Consider the following 15607-nt stretch of genomic DNA (forward strand, 5'->3'; position numbering starts at 1 on the left):
ACGGTAGCGGGCACCCCCGACGCGATCAGCCGCAGGAGACGAGGCGCGCCACGGACTCCGAGAGCGTGCCGGGCCCGCCGAGCAGGACGATCCTCTTGGTTGCGAAACGGTTCACGTAGTCGAGCACGGGCTGCGGCACGCAGTCCTTCCGCACCGCGAACAGAGGGCTCGAAGTGTATCCGGCGGCAGTGGCCCCCGAGAGGGCGTCCGGGTAGTTCTCGCCGGTCGCGAAGTAGACCGTGCTCGCACCCCGGGGGAACCCGGCGCTGTTGAGCTTCTCGGAGGTCTCGTAGCGGCTCGAGCCGCCGATCCGCGTCGACGCAACGGGGAGCGAGTTCTTGATGCCCTCGCTGACGGACTGCGCGCTTCCCGCGATCGTCAGCGTCTTCACACCGAGCCTCGTGAGCAGGCTCTTCGTCGTCTCATCGGCGGTCGGCTGCCCGCCGCGGACCAGGATCACGGGGGCGTCGACGGAGCCCGCCACCGCACCGGCGCTGAGCGCGTCGGGGAACTTCTCGCCGGTCGCCATCCACGCCTGCGAGGAGCCCTGCGGGAAGGCGTACTCGATGATCTTCTTCGACGTGTCGTAGCGGTCGCTGCCGCCGATGCGCTGGATCGAGCCGGCGTAGCGCGCGAGGTCGTTCTTGAGCGCCTCGCTCACGCTCAGGGCCGAGCCGACGACGACGATCTTCGCGGGCTTGAGGCGCGACAACTCGTCGCGGACCGGCTGCGTCATCGAATCGCGGTCGACAAGGAGGAGGGGTCCGCCCTGCTTCGCGGCGGCCGGTCCTGCGCTCAGTGCGTCGGCGAAGCCGGTGCCCGTCGCGACGTACACCACGGGGACACCTGCCTTGAAGGTCGACTGCGAGACCTTCACCGCGGTCTCCTGACGGTCCGTGCCCGCGAGGCGGTCGACCGCGATCGCGCCCTGGCTGCTCACCGTGGAGCAGCCGAGGTCCTTCGAGCCGGGGCCGCGGGAGTCGCCCGTGCCCACCCAGCGGTTCCACTCGACCGAGGCCGCGCTGACGCAGACCGTGTAGGTGCCGACGGCCGACGCCGGTGCGCTGACGGTGAAGCCGTGGTTCGGACCGGCGGCGGGGTACTCGCCCGGGATGTCGCTGCGGGCACCGTTCGCCGTCGCCGTGCGGACCGTCTTCGACCCGTCGGGGGCGGTGATGGTGACGGTCGTCGTGAGGGCGGCGCGCTGGGTCGTCGGGTCGACGGTCCAGCCGGCGGCCGTGAGCGTGCCGCCCGAGATGCGGGGCGTGTCGACGCGACCGGCGGGCGCGACTCCGGCGTTCGCGAGGGAGCCGTTCCAGTCGCTGAAGATGTACCAGAAGTTGATGTTGCCGTAGGTGGCGCAGGCCTGGTTGCCGGTGTTCGTCAGCGCGTAGTCGTTGGGCTGGTACGGCGTGTAGTAGTAGAGGTTCGCCGTCGCCTGGTTGCGGATGGCGACCTGCGTCGAGCCGCACGAGCGGTCGGGGTTGAACAGGATGCTCGGCGGGGTCCCCGCCGCGTAGGCGGTGAAGTTCTGGTCGGATCCGGGCGGGTTCGCGTACTTCTTGAACTGGCGCGCCGCTCCGTAGACCTGGGTGAAGAACCCGGCGGAGCCGTTGTTGCACCCGGTCTCGTCCGGGCAGTTGAAGCCGGTGGCGCGGTTGTAGAGGCGCTCCGTGGGGCTCGTGGTCGAGACGAGGCTCGTCTCCTTCTGCACGAGCACCGTGAGGACCAGCGGATTGATGCCGCAGGCCTCGCCGACGCGGACGAAGATCGTCGCCGCCGACTCGCGAGCGCTGCCGCGGTACTCCTTGCACATCGGGTCGGCGGCCTTCGTCGGCGTCGCCTGGCTGAACGCCTTCAGGCACGGGACCCCGTTGGGCGTGCCGGAGCAGTTGCGCCCCTTGTCGTCCAGCGTCGCCTGGATCTGAGCGACGGTCTTCGCGTCGCTGTCGAAGAAGTTCGCGTCGCTGAAGATGAAGCCCGCGCGGAAGCTCTTCGTGCTCTCGGCCGCGTACTGCACCTTCACGTCGCCCGGCTCCTCGTCGGCGACCGACACGGAGGCGTCGGAGGTTCCGGGATCGACGAGCACCGAGGCGGGAGGCAGGACGTCCTCCGCCGCGGAGGCCGCGGTGACCGGGACGAGAGCGGTGCCGAGCCCGACGGCGACGGCGAGGACGGCGGTGAGCAGGCGCGATGGACGGCGGTGATTCCCCATGATGGGGAAGCCTATTGGCACCGGGAGGCCCCCTTTGGCCCTCGTCCGGGCGCCGCGCCGCTGACGTCCCGCTCGGATGTCGGACGTCCGTGGTGTCATCGCCGCATGGACACCTCCTTCCTCGTCGGGCTCGTCATCGGCGCCCTGCTGGCCGGTCTCGCCGTCGCCCTGTGGGCCCGCTCCCGCACGCCCGATCGGGCGATCGCCCTCGAGCTCGCCACCGCGAGTGCTCGGGCCGACGGCCTGGAGGATCGCCACGAGGCCGTGGTGGAGCAGTACCGCGAGCAGCTGGGCGGCGCCCGCGACCAGGTGCGCGAGCTCCAGGAGCAGCTGCGCGCGGTCGCCGAGCGCGAGCGCCACGACGCCCGCATCCTGCAGACCCTCTCCCCCGTCGCCGAGAGCCTGCGCGGCATGCAGGAGGCGGTCCGCCGGCTCGAGAGCGAGCGGGCCGAGCAGTTCGGAGCGATCACCGAGCAGCTCGAGGGCCAGCGGGCGGCGGGCGAGCGGCTGCGCTCCACGACCGAGACCCTCGCGTCGGCCCTGCGCTCGAACTCCAGCCGGGGCGCCTGGGGCGAGACGCAGCTCCGCAACGTCGTCGAAGCGGCCGGCCTCGTGCAGCGGGTCGACTTCGACGTGCAGTTCGGCCTCGAGGGCGAGGCGGGCCGCGGCCGGGCCGACATGGTGGTGAGGCTCCCCGGGGGCAAGGCGATCGCCGTCGATGCGAAGGTCCCGTTCGACGCCTACCTCGAGGCGAGCGCGATCCCGGCGGGGGCCGGCACCGAGGAGGAGGCGCGCCGGGCCGCCCTCCTCCGGGCGCACGTGCGTGCGCTCCGGGGCCACGTCGACGCCCTCTCCGCGCGGTCCTACTGGTCGGGCCTGCCCGCCAGTCCCGAGTTCGTCATCGCCTTCGTGCCGAGCGAGCCCCTGCTCGCGAGCGCGCTCGACGCCGATCCGACCCTGCTCGAGTACGCGTTCCGCAAGCGGGTCGCCCTCGCCTCCCCCGTCACGCTCTGGTCGGTGCTCAAGACCGTCGCGTACACGTGGCAGCAGGACGTCCTGACGGACGACGCGAAGCGTCTGCTCGATCTCGGCAAGACGCTGTACTCGCGGCTGAGCACGCTCGCCGATCACGCGGAGGGACTGCGCCGCTCGATCGAGAAGACGGTCGACTCCTACAACGCCTTCGCCGGCTCCCTCGAGTCGCGCGTGCTCGTCACAGCCCGGCAGTTCGACTCCCTCGACGAGACGCGCGTGATCGCTCCCGCCCAAGGCGTGAGCTCCTCGCCCAGGCGCCTCACGGCCGTCGAGCTCGTCGAGTCGGAGAGAATCTCCGACGAGCGCACCGCCTGAGGCTCGCACCGCGGACGACGGAGGGGCCCGGCGCCGCAGCGCCGAGCCCCTCCGCACGGATCTCCCGGGAGTCCTAGATCCACTTCTCCGCGAGGTGCTGCGCGGTGACGCGGCGGATGGTGCCCGAGCGCGAGCGCAGGACGATCGACTCCGTCGTGATGACGTGGCCCTCCTTGCGCACGCCCTTCACGAGCCCGCCGTTCGTCACGCCCGTCGCCACGAAGTAGGTGTTGTCGCTGCGGACGAGGTCGTTGGCGTGGAGGACGCGGTCGAGGTCGTGTCCGGCGTCGAGTGCGCGCTGGCGCTCGTCGTCGTCCTTCGGCCGAAGGATGCCCTGGATCACGCCGCCGAGAGCACGGATGGCGCAGGCGGTGATGATGCCCTCCGGCGTCCCTCCGATGCCGACGCACATGTCCAGTCGCGAGTCGTGCCGGGCCGCATTGATGCCGCCCGCGACGTCGCCGTCGAGCAACAGCCGCGTCCCCGCGCCCGCGGCGCGGATGTCCTCGATCAGCTTGGCGTGGCGCGGACGATCGAGCACCGCGATGCGCATCTCGTCGACCGGCTTCCGCTTGGCGCGAGCCAGCGCCCGGATGTTCTCGCCGATCGGGCGCTCGATGTCGATGATCCCGACGCCCTCGGGCCCGGTGACGATCTTCTCCATGTAGAAGACGGCCGACGGATCGAACATGGCGCCGCGATCGGCGACGGCGATCATCGAGAGCGCGTTCTGACGGCCGGCCGCGGTGAGCGACGTGCCGTCGATCGGGTCGACGGCGATGTCGGCCGCCGGTCCCGAGCCGTTGCCCACGTGCTCGCCGTTGTAGAGCATGGGCGCGTTGTCCTTCTCGCCCTCGCCGATCACGACGACCCCGTCGAAGTTGACGGTTCCGAGGAAGGTGCGCATGGCGTCGACGGCGGCGCCGTCGGCGGCGTTCTTGTCGCCCTTGCCGATGAACGGCACGGCGCGGATGGCCGCGGCCTCGGTGGCCCGGACGAGCTCCATGCCGAGGTTGCGATCAGGGTGGAGGTAGAGCGAGTCGTTGTCGGTATCGGTCACAGCGCGGAGTCCTTCGCGTTCGATGTTCGTGCAGACGGCGTCGTCGCAGGACCCGCGAGAGCGGGTCCCCATCCCGCTCGAAGCCTAGCGGAGGCACCGCTCGTCGCCCCGGGGGAAGGCCCGCACCCGCCTCGCTAGACTCGACCGCGACGCGGGCCTCGCCCGACCCCCTCCCGTTCATCCGTCAAAGGAGATGCCATGCCCGTCGCTACCCCGGACCAGTACGCAGAGATGCTCGACAAGGCGAAGGCCGGCGGTTTCGCCTACCCCGCCTTCAACGTGTCGTCGTCGCAGACGATCAACTCGGTCCTGCAGGGCCTCACCGAGGCGGGCTCGGACGGCATCATCCAGGTGACCACGGGAGGTGCCGACTACTTCGCCGGCCACACCGTGAAGAACCGCGCGGCCGGAGCGATCGCCTTCGCGAAGTTCGCCACCGAGGTCGCCAAGAACTACCCGGTCACGGTGGCGCTGCACACCGACCACTGCCCGCAGAACGCGCTCGAGGGCTTCGTCTACCCGCTGATCGCCGCCTCCGAGGAGGAGGTCAAGGCCGGTCGCGAGCCCCTGTTCCAGTCGCACATGTGGGACGGCTCGGCCGTGCCCCTCGACGAGAACCTGGCCATCGCCAAGGAGATCCTCCCCCGCGTCAAGAACATCAACGCGATCCTCGAGGTCGAGATCGGCGTCGTCGGCGGCGAGGAGGACGGCGTCTCCCACGACATCAACGAGCACCTGTACACCACGCTCGACGACGCGATCGCGACCGTCGAGGCTCTCGGCTTCGGCGAGCAGGGCCGCTACATGGCCGCGCTCACCTTCGGCAACGTGCACGGCGTCTACAAGCCCGGCAACGTGCGTCTGCGCCCCGAGCTCCTCCGCGAGATCCAGGACGGCCTGCAGGCGAAGTACGGCACCGCGGCCCTGCCGCTCGACCTCGTCTTCCACGGCGGGTCGGGCTCGACCGACGAGGAGATCGCCGAGGCGGTCCGCAACGGCGTCGTGAAGATGAACATCGACACCGACACCCAGTACGCCTTCAGCCGCTCGATCGCCGACACCGTGCTGAAGAACTACGACGGCTTCCTCAAGGTCGACGGCGAGGTGGGCAACAAGAAGATCTACGACCCGCGCGCCTGGGGCAAGATCGCCGAGACCGCCATGGCCGCCCGCGTCGCCGAGGCGACCCGTCAGCTCGGCTCCGCCGGCAACTCCGGGAAGTAGGGCTCCGCTCCGTGACGAACGCACACGACCAGCCGGGCGGCTCCGAGCGCCCGAAGCCGCAGTACGGCGAGTACGCGCCTCCCGGCTGGTCGTGGAACCCTCCGGCCGACACGGTGGTCCCGGATCCCCGCGGCTCCGAGACCGAGCCCCGCCCCGCGGCGGCTCCGTCCAAGCCCACGGCCGCGCACCCGGTCGACCGGCTGCTCACGATCGTCCTGCTGGCGCTCGGCGTCTTCTTCGCCGTGCCGACGCTGCTCGATCCGTCGAGCTTCGCCACGACGCTCGAGGACCTCTACACGAGTCAAGGCATCGGCACGTACGCGTCCCCGGACCTGGCGCGCACGCTCGGAGTGGCGATCGCGCTCGCGCAGTCGCTCGTCGTGGCCTTCGCCGTCTGGATCTCGATCCGCCGTCTCCGAGCGGGCAAGCGCGCCGTGCTCGTCCCGATCCTCGGGATCGTGGCCACGGTCGTCCTCTCGATGATCGTCGCCGCCATCGCGATCCTGGGCGACCCGACGTTCGCCGACTACGTCTCGCGCATGTCGAGCCAGGGCGCCGCCGGGCTCGACGACTGAGTCGCGCACCGCGCACGGAAGAGGCCGCCCTCCCCTCGGGGAAGGCGGCCTCTCGTGCGTGAGGGAGCGGTCAGCCGCGGACCGGCGCCGTGGTGCGGCCGCCGATCGCACGGGCGTCGCGCTTGCCTGCGACGTCCTTCCGGAGCTCCTTGGGCAGCGAGAACATGAGGTCCTCCTCCGCCGTCTTGACCTCCTCGACGTCGCCGTAGCCCGCGGCCGCGAGGTCGTCGAGGACCTCGCGCACGAGGACCTCGGGCACGGAGGCGCCACTGGTGACGCCGACGGTGCGGATGCCCTCGAGCCACTCCTGCTTGATCTCGCTCGCGTAGTCGACGCGGTACGCGGCTTTGGCGCCGTACTCGAGGGCGACCTCGACGAGGCGCACGGAATTGGAGGAGTTGGCGGATCCGACGACGATCACGAGCTCGGCGTCGGCGGCGACCTTCTTGATCGCGACCTGGCGGTTCTGCGTGGCGTAGCAGATGTCGTCGCTCGGCGGGTCCTGCAGGTTCGGGAAGCGCTCGCGGAGGCGGCGGACCGTCTCCATCGTCTCGTCGACCGAGAGCGTGGTCTGCGAGAGCCAGACGACCTTGTCCGGGTCCTTCACGACGATGGTGTCGACCTCGTCGGGGCTGCCGACCAGGGTCACGTGATCGGGGGCCTCTCCGGCGGTGCCCTCGACCTCCTCGTGGCCCTCGTGGCCGATCAGGAGGATCTCGAAGTCGTCGCGGGCGAAGCGGACGGCCTCGCGGTGCACCTTGGTGACGAGCGGGCAGGTGGCGTCGATCGCCTGCAGACCGCGGTCGGCCGCTCCCTGCACGACGGCGGGCGACACCCCGTGCGCGCTGAAGACGATGTGGGAGCCCTCGGGGACCTCGTCGACCTCGTCGACGAAGATCGCCCCCTGGCTCTCGAGCGTCGAGACGACGTGCACGTTGTGCACGATCTGCTTGCGCACGTAGACCGGGGCGCCGTAGTGCTCGATGGCCTTCTCGACGGCGACGACCGCGCGGTCGACTCCGGCGCAGTAGCCGCGCGGAGCGGCGAGGAGCACGCGCTTCGCGCCGTCGACGGGGACGTCGCGGAGGCGCCCGGTGGCGCGGGGCATGCGCGGCATGGGCAGGCTGATCGAGACTTGACTCACCCCCTGATTCTATGCGCTCGCAGCTGAGCAGGGGCCGATGCGCTGTCGGAGGCATCCCGTACGGTGGTCGACGCGGGATCGCCCCCGCTCTCCACCGCCCGCCGAGCGAAGGCACCGATGACAGACGCCCCTCCCACCGCAGAGAACCCCTGGCCGGTCGGCCTGCTCGCGAGCAAGCTCAAGGGCTGGATCGAGCGCCTGGGCACGGCGTGGGTCGAGGGCGAGATCACCCAGTGGGGCGTCTCGGGCGGAAACGTCTACGGCAAGCTGAAGGACGTCTCGGGCGACGCCACGGTCGGCTTCACGATCTGGTCCTCCGTCCGCTCGCGCATCCCGGCCGATCTCGCGCAGGGTGCGCGCGTGATCGCGCTCGTCAAGCCGAACTACTGGCTCAAGGGCGGCACGCTCACCATGCAGGTGTTCGAGATGCGCCACGTCGGCCTCGGCGACCTGCTCGAGAAGCTCGAGCGCCTGCGCCGGCAGCTCGCCTCCGAGGGGCTGTTCGAGCCGGGGCGCAAGAAGCGGCTCCCCTTCCTCCCCCACGGCGTGGGCCTCATCACGGGCAAGGACTCGGACGCCGAGAAGGACGTGCTGCGGAACGCCCAGCTGCGCTGGCCCGCCGTCCGCTTCCGCGTCGTGCACGCGGCGGTGCAGGGCGAGCGCACCGTGGCCGAGGTCACCGCCGCCCTGCGCGTGCTCGACGCCGACGAGGGGATCGACGTCATCGTGATCGCCCGCGGCGGCGGTGATTTCCAGAACCTCCTCGGCTTCAGCGACGAGTCGCTCGTGCGGGCCGTCGCCGCCTGCGCGACCCCCGTCGTCAGCGCGATCGGGCACGAGGCGGACCGTCCGCTGCTGGACGACGTCGCCGACCTGCGGGCCTCCACGCCGACCGACGCGGCCAAGCGCGTGGTCCCGGACGTCTCCGACGAGCTCCTCCGGGTTCAGCAGGCGCGACTGCGGATGACCACGCGGGTGAGCGGTCTCGTCTCGCACGAGGTCGACCGGCTCTCGCAGCTGCGCTCCCGGCCCGTCCTCGCGAATCCCCGGGTCCTCGTCGACCAGCGCTCCGAGGAGCTCACCCGCTGGGTCGCCCGCGGGGCCGAGCTCGTGGAGCGGCGGATCGAGCGAGCCCACCTCGAGGTCGAGCGCCTGCACGGGCACCTGCGCGCCCTGTCGCCGCAGCACACGCTCGACCGCGGCTACGCGATCGTGCAGAACGCAGCGGGCCACGTCGTCCGGTCGCCCGGCGACGCCGACGCGGGCGAGGGGCTCGTCCTGACCCTCGCCGAGGGAGCCGTCGCCGCCCGCTCGGAGGGCCCAGCGGACGATCCCGCCGGTCGCGGCTGACCCCTCGCCGACCTCCTGCACCGCGACTCCCCCGCATGCCCCGATCGATAGGATCAACACCATGGCCGACGCCCGCACCGACTCCCCCGCTCCTGAGGGACTCGACTCCGACGTCTCCGAGTTCAGCTACGAGCAGGCCCGCGACGAGCTCGTGCGCGTGGTGTCCGAGCTCGAGCAGGGCAGCTCCACCCTCGAGCGCTCCCTGGCGCTCTGGGAGCGCGGCGAGGCTCTCGCGGCGCGGTGCGAGGAGTGGCTGATCGGCGCACGCGCCCGCCTCGAGGCCGCCCGCTCCGGATCGAGCGCCGGATGAGCCGCCGCAAGGAGCCGCGCGTCGTCGCGGAGCTCGGCCGTCCCGAGACGCCCGCCGAGATCGCCGCCCGCAAGGCCGAGAACTCCCGGCTCTACCGCCAGCGCAAGACGGTGAACAACCTCGTCTTCTCGCTCCTCGCCACCGTCGGCGTCGTCGCGCTGATCGTCCTGATCGTCCCGCGCGGTGACGGCACGGACCGTCCGGCCATCGACGTCCCGCTCGTCGCCTCGCAGCTCCAGCTCGGCGAGACCGAGACGCTCGCCGTGCCCGACATGCCGGAGGGCTGGTCGGCCAACGCCGCCGAGCTCCGCACCGACGGCGGCATCGACTACTGGTACGTCGGCCTGCTGACCCCCGCTCCCGACTCCGGCTACATCGGCCTCAGCCAGGGCTTCGACGCCGACGAGGCGTGGGTCGCCCGTCAGCTCGACCGCGCCGGAGCGACCGGGGTCGAGCAGATCGACGGCCGGGAGTGGACGGTCTACGACCGCCGCGACTCCGGACAGGACACCGGCAACACCCCGTACGCGCTCGAGACGACCGAGGGCGCCAGCACGTACCTCGTCTACGGCACGGCACCCGTGGAGCGCATCCGCGAGGTCGTCGACGCCGTCTCGCCCCAGATCGGCCAGGAGGAACAGTGACGAACCACGACGACAGCCTCGAGAGCGGCGCTCCGCAGACCATCCCGGTGCCGCGCGAGTCGCGCCCGCCCGCCTGGGTGTGGAAGGAGATGCTGCGCGGCAATCAGCGCTTCGTCGCCGGCGAGCCCCGTCACCCCCGCCAGGACGTCGAGCGCCGTGCCGAGCTCGCCTCCGAGCAGCGCCCGCTGGCCGCTCTCTTCGGCTGCAGCGACTCCCGCCTCGCGGCGGAGATCATCTTCGACCTCGGTCTCGGCGACCTCTTCGTCGTCCGCAACGCCGGCCAGGTCATCGCCGACTCGATCCTCGGCTCCCTCGAGTACGCGGTCGCTGTGCTCGGAGTGAAGCTGATCCTCGTCCTCGGGCACGACGAGTGCGGAGCGGTGAAGGCCGCGATCGAGTCGCAGGCACCGGGCGCCCAGCGCCTCCCGCCGCACATCGAGCACCTCATCGAGCCGATCATCCCCGCGGTGCGCCGCGTCGTCGGGCCGCAGCCCGACGGTCGCGTGCTCGTCGACCCCTCGGCCACCGACACCCTCGTGGTCGGCCGCGAGCACCTGCGCGACACGGTCGCCGAGATGCTGCAGCGCTCCCCCCTCATCGCCGATGCGGTCGCCACGGGCGCCCTCGCCGTGGTCGGAGCGAACTACCGGCTGTCGGACGGCACCGTCGTCTCGGACGTCGTGCTCGGCATCGACCCGCCGCAGCTGAGCCCCTACCTCTCGGAGCAGGAGCGCACGCTCAGCCCCCTCCAGTCCGCCGCGTCCTCCGACGCGGCGGTGCCCGGCGCCGAATGACCGGCTCCGGCGAACCGCACCGACGATCAGACAAGGACGAACACAGCGTGGTGGATCACCTCCCGACCGACTCCGGCGACTTCCGCATCGAGCACGACACAATGGGCGAGGTGCGCGTCCCGCGCGATGCCCTCTACGCCGCGCAGACCCAGCGCGCCGTCGAGAACTTCCCGATCTCGGGCGCCGGACTCGAGCCCGCCCAGATCAAGGCGCTCGCGCGGATCAAGAAGGCGGCGGCGCTCGCCAACGCCGAGCTGGGCGTGCTCGACGCCGACATCGCCCGGGCGATCGCCGACGCGGCCGACCTGATCGTGGCCGGCGGCTACGACGAGCACTTCCCGATCGACGTCTACCAGACCGGCTCGGGCACGTCCTCGAACATGAACATGAACGAGGTGCTGAGCAGCCTCGCAACGACGGCGCTCGGCCGCCAGGTCCACCCGAACGACCACGTGAACGCCTCGCAGTCCTCGAACGACGTCTTCCCGACCTCGGTGCACGTCGCCGTCACCGGCGCGCTGATCGAGAGCCTCATCCCCTCGCTCGAGCACCTCGCCGAGTCGCTCGAGGCCAAGGCCGAGCTCTGGAGCGAGGCCGTCAAGTCCGGACGCACGCACCTGATGGACGCCACGCCCGTCACCCTCGGCCAGGAGTTCGGCGGCTACGCCGCGCAGATCCGCCTCGGCATCGAGCGGGTGCAGTCGGCACTCCCCCGCGTCGCGGAGGTCCCGCTCGGCGGCACCGCCGTCGGCACCGGCATCAACACGCCGGCCGGATTCCCGCAGAAGGTCATCGCGCGCCTCGCGGAGGAGACCGGGCTGCCCGTCACCGAGGCCCGCAACCACTTCGAGGCCCAGGGCGCCCGCGACTCGCTCGTCGAGGCGTCCGGCGCGCTGCGCGTGCTCGCCGTCAGCCTCACCAAGATCAACAACGACCTGCGCTGGATGGGCTCCGGACCCAACACCGGTCTCGGCGAGCTGCACATCCCCGACCTCCAGCCCGGCTCCTCGATCATGCCCGGCAAGGTGAACCCGGTGATCCCCGAGGCGGTCCTCATGGTCTGCGCCCGGGTCATCGGCAACGATGCCACCATCGCGTGGGCGGGCGCTTCGGGCGCCTTCGAGCTCAACGTCGCCATCCCCGTCATGGGCACGGCACTCCTGGAGTCGATCCGCCTGCTCTCCACGTCGTCCGTCCTGCTCGCGGACAAGACGGTCGAAGGGCTCGAGGCGAACCTCGAGCGCGCTCGCGCCCTGGCCGAGTCCTCGCCGTCGATCGTCACCCCGCTGAACAAGGTGATCGGCTACGAGGCCGCCGCCAAGGTCGCGAAGAACTCCGTCGCCAAGGGCATCACGGTCCGCGAGTCCGTCGTCGACCTCGGCTTCGTCGAGCGCGGCGAGGTCACCGAGGAGCAGCTGGATGCGCTGCTGAACGTGATGAGCATGACCCACCCCGGCTGAGTTGTTTGGTCGGTCCTGCGCTCTGCGCAGGACCGACCGCGGTCGGCTTTCCGAGGTGGGCGCGTTCCGTAGAGCGTCCTCCGTTCGGCTAGCGCGAAACGCTGGCACGCGTTTCGCACGTTCGCCTCGCGGACCGTCGGCTGGTCGTCCGCTGTCGGTCGATTTGTGCGGGATATCAGTGGAGGGCGAGGACGAGCCAGAAGGCGGTGAGCTGGAAGGGGCCGAAAGGGATCCGGGAGGAGTCGCCTCGGAGCAGGAACGGCAGGGTCCAGGTGCCGGCCAGGAGGAACGGAAGCAGCAGACCCGTCAGCGCGGCCTCCGGGGAGAGGGTGGAGAGGGGCAACGCGAGCGCTGAACCGAGCTTCAAATCGCCCATGCCCAGACCGCCCGCGAGGTGCAGGACCCCGAGCACGACGGACGCCATCAGTGCGGCGAGTACCGGCCGATCCCCGCGCCCCGACAGCACGTCCCCGACCACCGAGGCGGCACCCGCCGCGAGCAGCGGCAGCGTCAGCGCGTTCGGCAGGCGGTGCTCTCGGACATCACCCAGGACGAGCGGGACCGAGACCGCCGCGATGAGCATCGCGACGGCGAGCGACCCCACGGGCAGCGGCGAGGTCACCGCGACCGCGATCAGCGCAGTCGCTCCGAGGGCTGTCGCGACGAGATCGCGCAGGGAAAGGGTTGCCGACAGCATCCGCAGACCGTAGCCGCCCGTGGGCCGGTCCCGTCGGCACTCTCCACAGGTGCGGGCGTCACTCCGGCGCGGGCACCGGTCCGAGCAAGGCGTTCGCGAAGGTCGAGTGGGCGGACTCGTCGTCGGACGGGTGGAACAGCCCGGCGAGCACGTCCCGGTAGAGGCGCGACAGCTCCGAGCTCCGCGAGTAGGCCGAGCCGCCGGCGACCCGCACGGCGCTCTCCACGATCCGCAGCGCCGCCTCCGTCGTGCGGATCTTCACGCCGACGAGAGAGGGGAACCACGCGGCACCGCGGTCGACGAGGGCGTCGACGTCGGCCGCGGCCGAGCGCAGCGGAGCATCCAGGCCGTCGAGCAGGATCGCCGCGTCCGCGACGCGCCAGCGGATGTCCGGGTCGTGCGCGAGGGCGCGTCCGCCCGCTTTCAGCGACGTGCGGCGGTGGGCCGCCTCGACGGCCAGGGCGAGCGCGCGCTGCGCGATGCCGAGGTAGACCGAGGCGATCAGCAGCTCGAACGCCGAGAAGATCGCGAACACCAGCGGATCCGCGTTCGGTCCGACGGGCAGCGAGCGCACCATCCGCGACGCCGGGATGCGCACCCCGTCCAGCACCGTCGTTCGGCTCTGGGTGGCCCGCATGCCGAGCGTGTCCCAGTCGTCGCGCACGCTCAGACCGGCGACGGGGTCCGTCGGAGCGTCCCGGTCGATGAAGCCGTGCACGAGCCGGGGCTCGGCTCCGCTGTCGTCCCTGCCGAAGACCCCGAGTCGCGTCCACGCCGGCGAGAGGGAGGTGAAGATCTTGGTGCCGGTGAAGCGGTACCCGCCGTCGGGCTGCCGATCCGCGCGGACGAGGGAGTCGAAGAGGACGAGGTCGTTGCCCGGCTCGCTGTTGCCGAAGGCGAAGACGTGCCCCGCGGCGGCGTCCGCGAGCACGTGCTCGAGGGAGGCGTCGCCCCGATCGCGGAGGGCCTTCGCGACCCCGGTCCAGACGAGGTGCATGTTCACGGCGAGCGCTGTCGCCGGAGCGGCCGTCGCGAGCCGGGTCTGCTCAGTCGCCGCCTGCTCGAGCCCGAGGCCGCGTCCGCCCAGCTCCTCCGGCACGAGCAGCGCCAGGTAGCCGATCGCGCGGAGCTCCTCGAGATCCTCGGCGAAGAACGCGTTGCGCTCGTCGTAGTCGGCGGCTCGGAGGCGGAAGCGCTCGAGGAGCGCGTCATCGAGGATGCTCACCCGGGCCACGCTACGCCCGTCTGCCGGCGCTCCCCTCCTCGGGTCGTCCTCAGCAAGCAGAACCGCGTCCGGCGCGCAGGGATCCGGGGATCCTGGGCGCCGGACGCGGCGGAGAGATCGGCTCCTACGCCAGCTCGTTGGACTCCAGCATCTCGGTCACCAGTGCCGCGATCGCCGAGCGCTCGGAGCGCGTGAGCGTGACGTGCGCGAACAGCGGATGCCCCTTCAGCGTCTCGATCACCGACGCGACTCCGTCGTGCCGGCCGACCCGCAGGTTGTCGCGCTGGGCGACGTCGTGGGTCAGCACGACCCTCGAGTTCTGCCCGACGCGCGAGAGCACCGTCAGCAGCACGTTCCGCTCGAGCGACTGCGCCTCGTCCACGATCACGAACGCGTCGTGCAGCGAACGACCGCGGATGTGCGTGAGCGGCAGCACCTCGAGCATCCCGCGCTCGATCACCTCGTCGAGCACGTTCTGCGAGACCAGCGCGCCGAGCGTGTCGAAGACCGCCTGAGCCCACGGGTTCATCTTCTCGGCGGCGTCTCCGGGCAGGAAGCCGAGGTCCTGGCCGCCGACCGCGTAGAGCGGACGGAAGACCATGATCTTCTTGTGCTGGCGCTTCTCGAGCACCGCTTCCAGCCCGGCGCAGAGCGCGAGCGCCGACTTGCCGGTGCCGGCGCGGCCGCCGAGCGAGACGATCCCCACCTCCTGGTCGAGGAGCAGGTCGATCGCGAGCCGCTGCTCGGCCGAGCGGCCGTGCAGCCCGAAGACGTCGCGGTCCCCGCGCACCAGCGTGATCTGCCGCTTGCCGGTCACACGGGCGAGGGCGGAGCCCCGGTCCGAGTGGACGACCAGTCCCGTGTTGATGGGGATGCCCTCGACCGCGTCCGTGAAGAGGCGCTCCCGGTCGTAGAACTCGCTCATCGCGCCGCCCTCGAGCGTGATGTCGTCCATCCCGGTCCAGCCCGACTCCGGAGCGAGCTCGGCGAGGTACTCCTCCGCGGCGAGTCCGATCGAGGCTGCCTTCACCCGCATCGGCATGTCCTTGGACACGACGGTGACCGTCGAGCCCTCGTTCGCCAGATTCATCGCGACGGCGAGGATCCGGGCGTCGTTGTCGCCCAGCTGCAGCCCGCTGGGCAGGACCGACATGTTGGAGTGATTGAGCTCGACGCGCAGCGTCCCGCCGTTTCCGACGGCGATCGGGAAGTCGAGGCGCTCGTGCTTGATGCGCAGCTCATCGAGGTGCCGCAGCGCCTGACGGGCGAAGTACCCGATCTCGGGATCGTGGCGCTTGCCCTCGAGCTCGCCGATCACGACGATCGGCAGGACGACCGCGTGCTCCGCGAAGCGGAACATGGCCATCGGGTCCGACAGCAGCACCGACGTGTCGAGCACGTACGTGCGCAGGAGCTGATCGGAGGAGCCGGCGGACCCGTGCTGCGCTCGGCGGTGGATGCCGCCCTGCGCTCCGGCCTGCTGGTCCATACCCTGGGGAACTGTCACGACGACTCTCCACACCCCGGGGGCTTCGACACCCCCGGCTCACTGTGCGAGC

At 71.3% G+C, this 15607-nt stretch carries 14 protein-coding genes; 8 read left to right on the forward strand and 6 right to left on the reverse strand.

The genetic code is table 11. The annotated features are described in order from the left end of the window. Nucleotides 1–25: 25 nt before the first annotated feature. Nucleotides 26–2215, reverse strand: a complete 2190-nt coding sequence (locus IOC53_RS08810; protein WP_207404828.1) for a cell wall-binding repeat-containing protein — start codon at nt 2213–2215, stop codon at nt 26–28. A gap of 105 nt (nt 2216–2320) precedes the next feature. Between IOC53_RS08810 and IOC53_RS08815 the strand changes: the two genes are divergently transcribed. Next, nucleotides 2321–3565 carry a DNA recombination protein RmuC gene (locus tag IOC53_RS08815; RefSeq protein WP_207404830.1) on the forward strand — a complete coding sequence of 415 codons (1245 nt, stop codon included), beginning with the start codon at nt 2321–2323 and terminating at the stop codon, nt 3563–3565. Nucleotides 3566–3638: 73 nt separating this feature from the next. On the opposite strand, the gene glpX is transcribed toward IOC53_RS08815, so the two are convergent. Next, nucleotides 3639–4571: a class II fructose-bisphosphatase gene (glpX, locus tag IOC53_RS08820; RefSeq protein WP_242683115.1), complete on the reverse strand. Its 933-nt coding sequence runs from the start codon at nt 4569–4571 to the stop codon at nt 3639–3641. Between the two features lie 252 nt (nt 4572–4823). Here glpX and fbaA point away from each other — a divergent pair, with 252 nt between their 5' ends. Together fbaA and IOC53_RS08830 are read left to right on the forward strand one after the other, a co-directional pair. Then, a complete protein-coding gene (gene fbaA, locus IOC53_RS08825) occupies nt 4824–5849 on the forward strand; it encodes a class II fructose-bisphosphate aldolase (RefSeq protein WP_207404834.1) in 1026 nt (341 codons plus the stop codon). Nucleotides 5850–5860: 11 nt separating this feature from the next. Further along, the gene (locus tag IOC53_RS08830; protein WP_207404836.1) at nt 5861–6424 is read left to right on the forward strand and encodes a DUF6264 family protein; all 564 of its coding nucleotides are present in this window, start codon (nt 5861–5863) and stop codon (nt 6422–6424) included. 70 nt (nt 6425–6494) lie between these two features. Here the strand turns inward: IOC53_RS08830 and IOC53_RS08835 are convergent, their stop codons facing one another. Continuing rightward, the gene (locus IOC53_RS08835; RefSeq protein ID WP_207404909.1) at nt 6495–7541 is read right to left on the reverse strand and encodes a 4-hydroxy-3-methylbut-2-enyl diphosphate reductase; all 1047 of its coding nucleotides are present in this window, start codon (nt 7539–7541) and stop codon (nt 6495–6497) included. A gap of 144 nt (nt 7542–7685) precedes the next feature. On the opposite strand from IOC53_RS08835, the gene xseA reads away from it, so the two are divergent. The 5 genes from xseA to IOC53_RS08860 all read left to right on the forward strand — a co-directional run bounded on the left by xseA (nt 7686) and on the right by IOC53_RS08860 (nt 12126). Next, nucleotides 7686–8918, forward strand: a complete 1233-nt coding sequence (gene xseA / locus IOC53_RS08840; RefSeq protein ID WP_207404839.1) for an exodeoxyribonuclease VII large subunit — start codon at nt 7686–7688, stop codon at nt 8916–8918. Nucleotides 8919–8979: 61 nt separating this feature from the next. Then, nucleotides 8980–9228: an exodeoxyribonuclease VII small subunit gene (locus IOC53_RS08845; protein WP_207404841.1), complete on the forward strand. Its 249-nt coding sequence runs from the start codon at nt 8980–8982 to the stop codon at nt 9226–9228. Continuing rightward, the gene (locus IOC53_RS08850; protein ID WP_207404843.1) at nt 9225–9872 is read left to right on the forward strand and encodes a DUF4245 domain-containing protein; all 648 of its coding nucleotides are present in this window, start codon (nt 9225–9227) and stop codon (nt 9870–9872) included. The genes IOC53_RS08845 and IOC53_RS08850 overlap by 4 nt, the downstream gene beginning before the upstream one ends. Nucleotides 9873–9961: 89 nt before the next feature. Continuing rightward, a complete protein-coding gene (locus tag IOC53_RS08855; protein ID WP_207404911.1) occupies nt 9962–10666 on the forward strand; it encodes a carbonic anhydrase in 705 nt (234 codons plus the stop codon). 47 nt (nt 10667–10713) lie between these two features. Further along, entirely contained in the window at nt 10714–12126 is a 1413-nt protein-coding gene (locus tag IOC53_RS08860) for a class II fumarate hydratase (RefSeq protein WP_307786125.1), read from the forward strand. A 175-nt stretch (nt 12127–12301) separates the two neighbouring features. Here the strand turns inward: IOC53_RS08860 and IOC53_RS08865 are convergent, their stop codons facing one another. The 3 genes from IOC53_RS08865 to IOC53_RS08875 all read right to left on the reverse strand — a co-directional run bounded on the left by IOC53_RS08865 (nt 12302) and on the right by IOC53_RS08875 (nt 15537). Further along, nucleotides 12302–12823 (reverse strand): prepilin peptidase, encoded by a 522-nt coding sequence (locus IOC53_RS08865; protein ID WP_207404847.1) that lies wholly within the window; start codon nt 12821–12823, stop codon nt 12302–12304. Nucleotides 12824–12881: 58 nt separating this feature from the next. Beyond that, nucleotides 12882–14057, reverse strand: coding sequence for an acyl-CoA dehydrogenase family protein (locus IOC53_RS08870; RefSeq protein ID WP_207404849.1), 1176 nt, complete (start codon nt 14055–14057; stop codon nt 12882–12884). Between the two features lie 115 nt (nt 14058–14172). After that, a complete protein-coding gene (locus IOC53_RS08875; protein WP_207404913.1) occupies nt 14173–15537 on the reverse strand; it encodes a PhoH family protein in 1365 nt (454 codons plus the stop codon). Between the last annotated feature and the right edge of the window lie 70 nt (nt 15538–15607).

Origin of the sequence: Rathayibacter sp. SD072, assembly GCF_017355185.1 — a bacterium.
In the GTDB taxonomy this organism is placed as follows: Bacteria; Actinomycetota; Actinomycetes; order Actinomycetales; family Microbacteriaceae; genus Rathayibacter.

Bases quoted from the DNA above. Each gene is read 5' to 3' on its own strand.
- IOC53_RS08810 (WP_207404828.1), bottom strand. From the start codon at position 2,215: ATGGGGAATCACCGCCGTCCATCGCGCCTGCTCACCGCCGTCCTCGCC.
- IOC53_RS08815 (WP_207404830.1), top strand. From the start codon at position 2,321: ATGGACACCTCCTTCCTCGTCGGGCTCGTCATCGGCGCCCTGCTGGCC.
- glpX (WP_242683115.1), bottom strand. From the start codon at position 4,571: ATGGAGCTCGTCCGGGCCACCGAGGCCGCGGCCATCCGCGCCGTGCCG.
- fbaA (WP_207404834.1), top strand. From the start codon at position 4,824: ATGCCCGTCGCTACCCCGGACCAGTACGCAGAGATGCTCGACAAGGCG.
- IOC53_RS08835 (WP_207404909.1), bottom strand. From the start codon at position 7,541: ATGCCGCGCATGCCCCGCGCCACCGGGCGCCTCCGCGACGTCCCCGTC.
- xseA (WP_207404839.1), top strand. From the start codon at position 7,686: ATGACAGACGCCCCTCCCACCGCAGAGAACCCCTGGCCGGTCGGCCTG.
- IOC53_RS08845 (WP_207404841.1), top strand. From the start codon at position 8,980: ATGGCCGACGCCCGCACCGACTCCCCCGCTCCTGAGGGACTCGACTCC.
- IOC53_RS08850 (WP_207404843.1), top strand. From the start codon at position 9,225: ATGAGCCGCCGCAAGGAGCCGCGCGTCGTCGCGGAGCTCGGCCGTCCC.
- IOC53_RS08855 (WP_207404911.1), top strand. From the start codon at position 9,962: ATGCTGCGCGGCAATCAGCGCTTCGTCGCCGGCGAGCCCCGTCACCCC.
- IOC53_RS08865 (WP_207404847.1), bottom strand. From the start codon at position 12,823: ATGCTGTCGGCAACCCTTTCCCTGCGCGATCTCGTCGCGACAGCCCTC.
- IOC53_RS08875 (WP_207404913.1), bottom strand. From the start codon at position 15,537: ATGGACCAGCAGGCCGGAGCGCAGGGCGGCATCCACCGCCGAGCGCAG.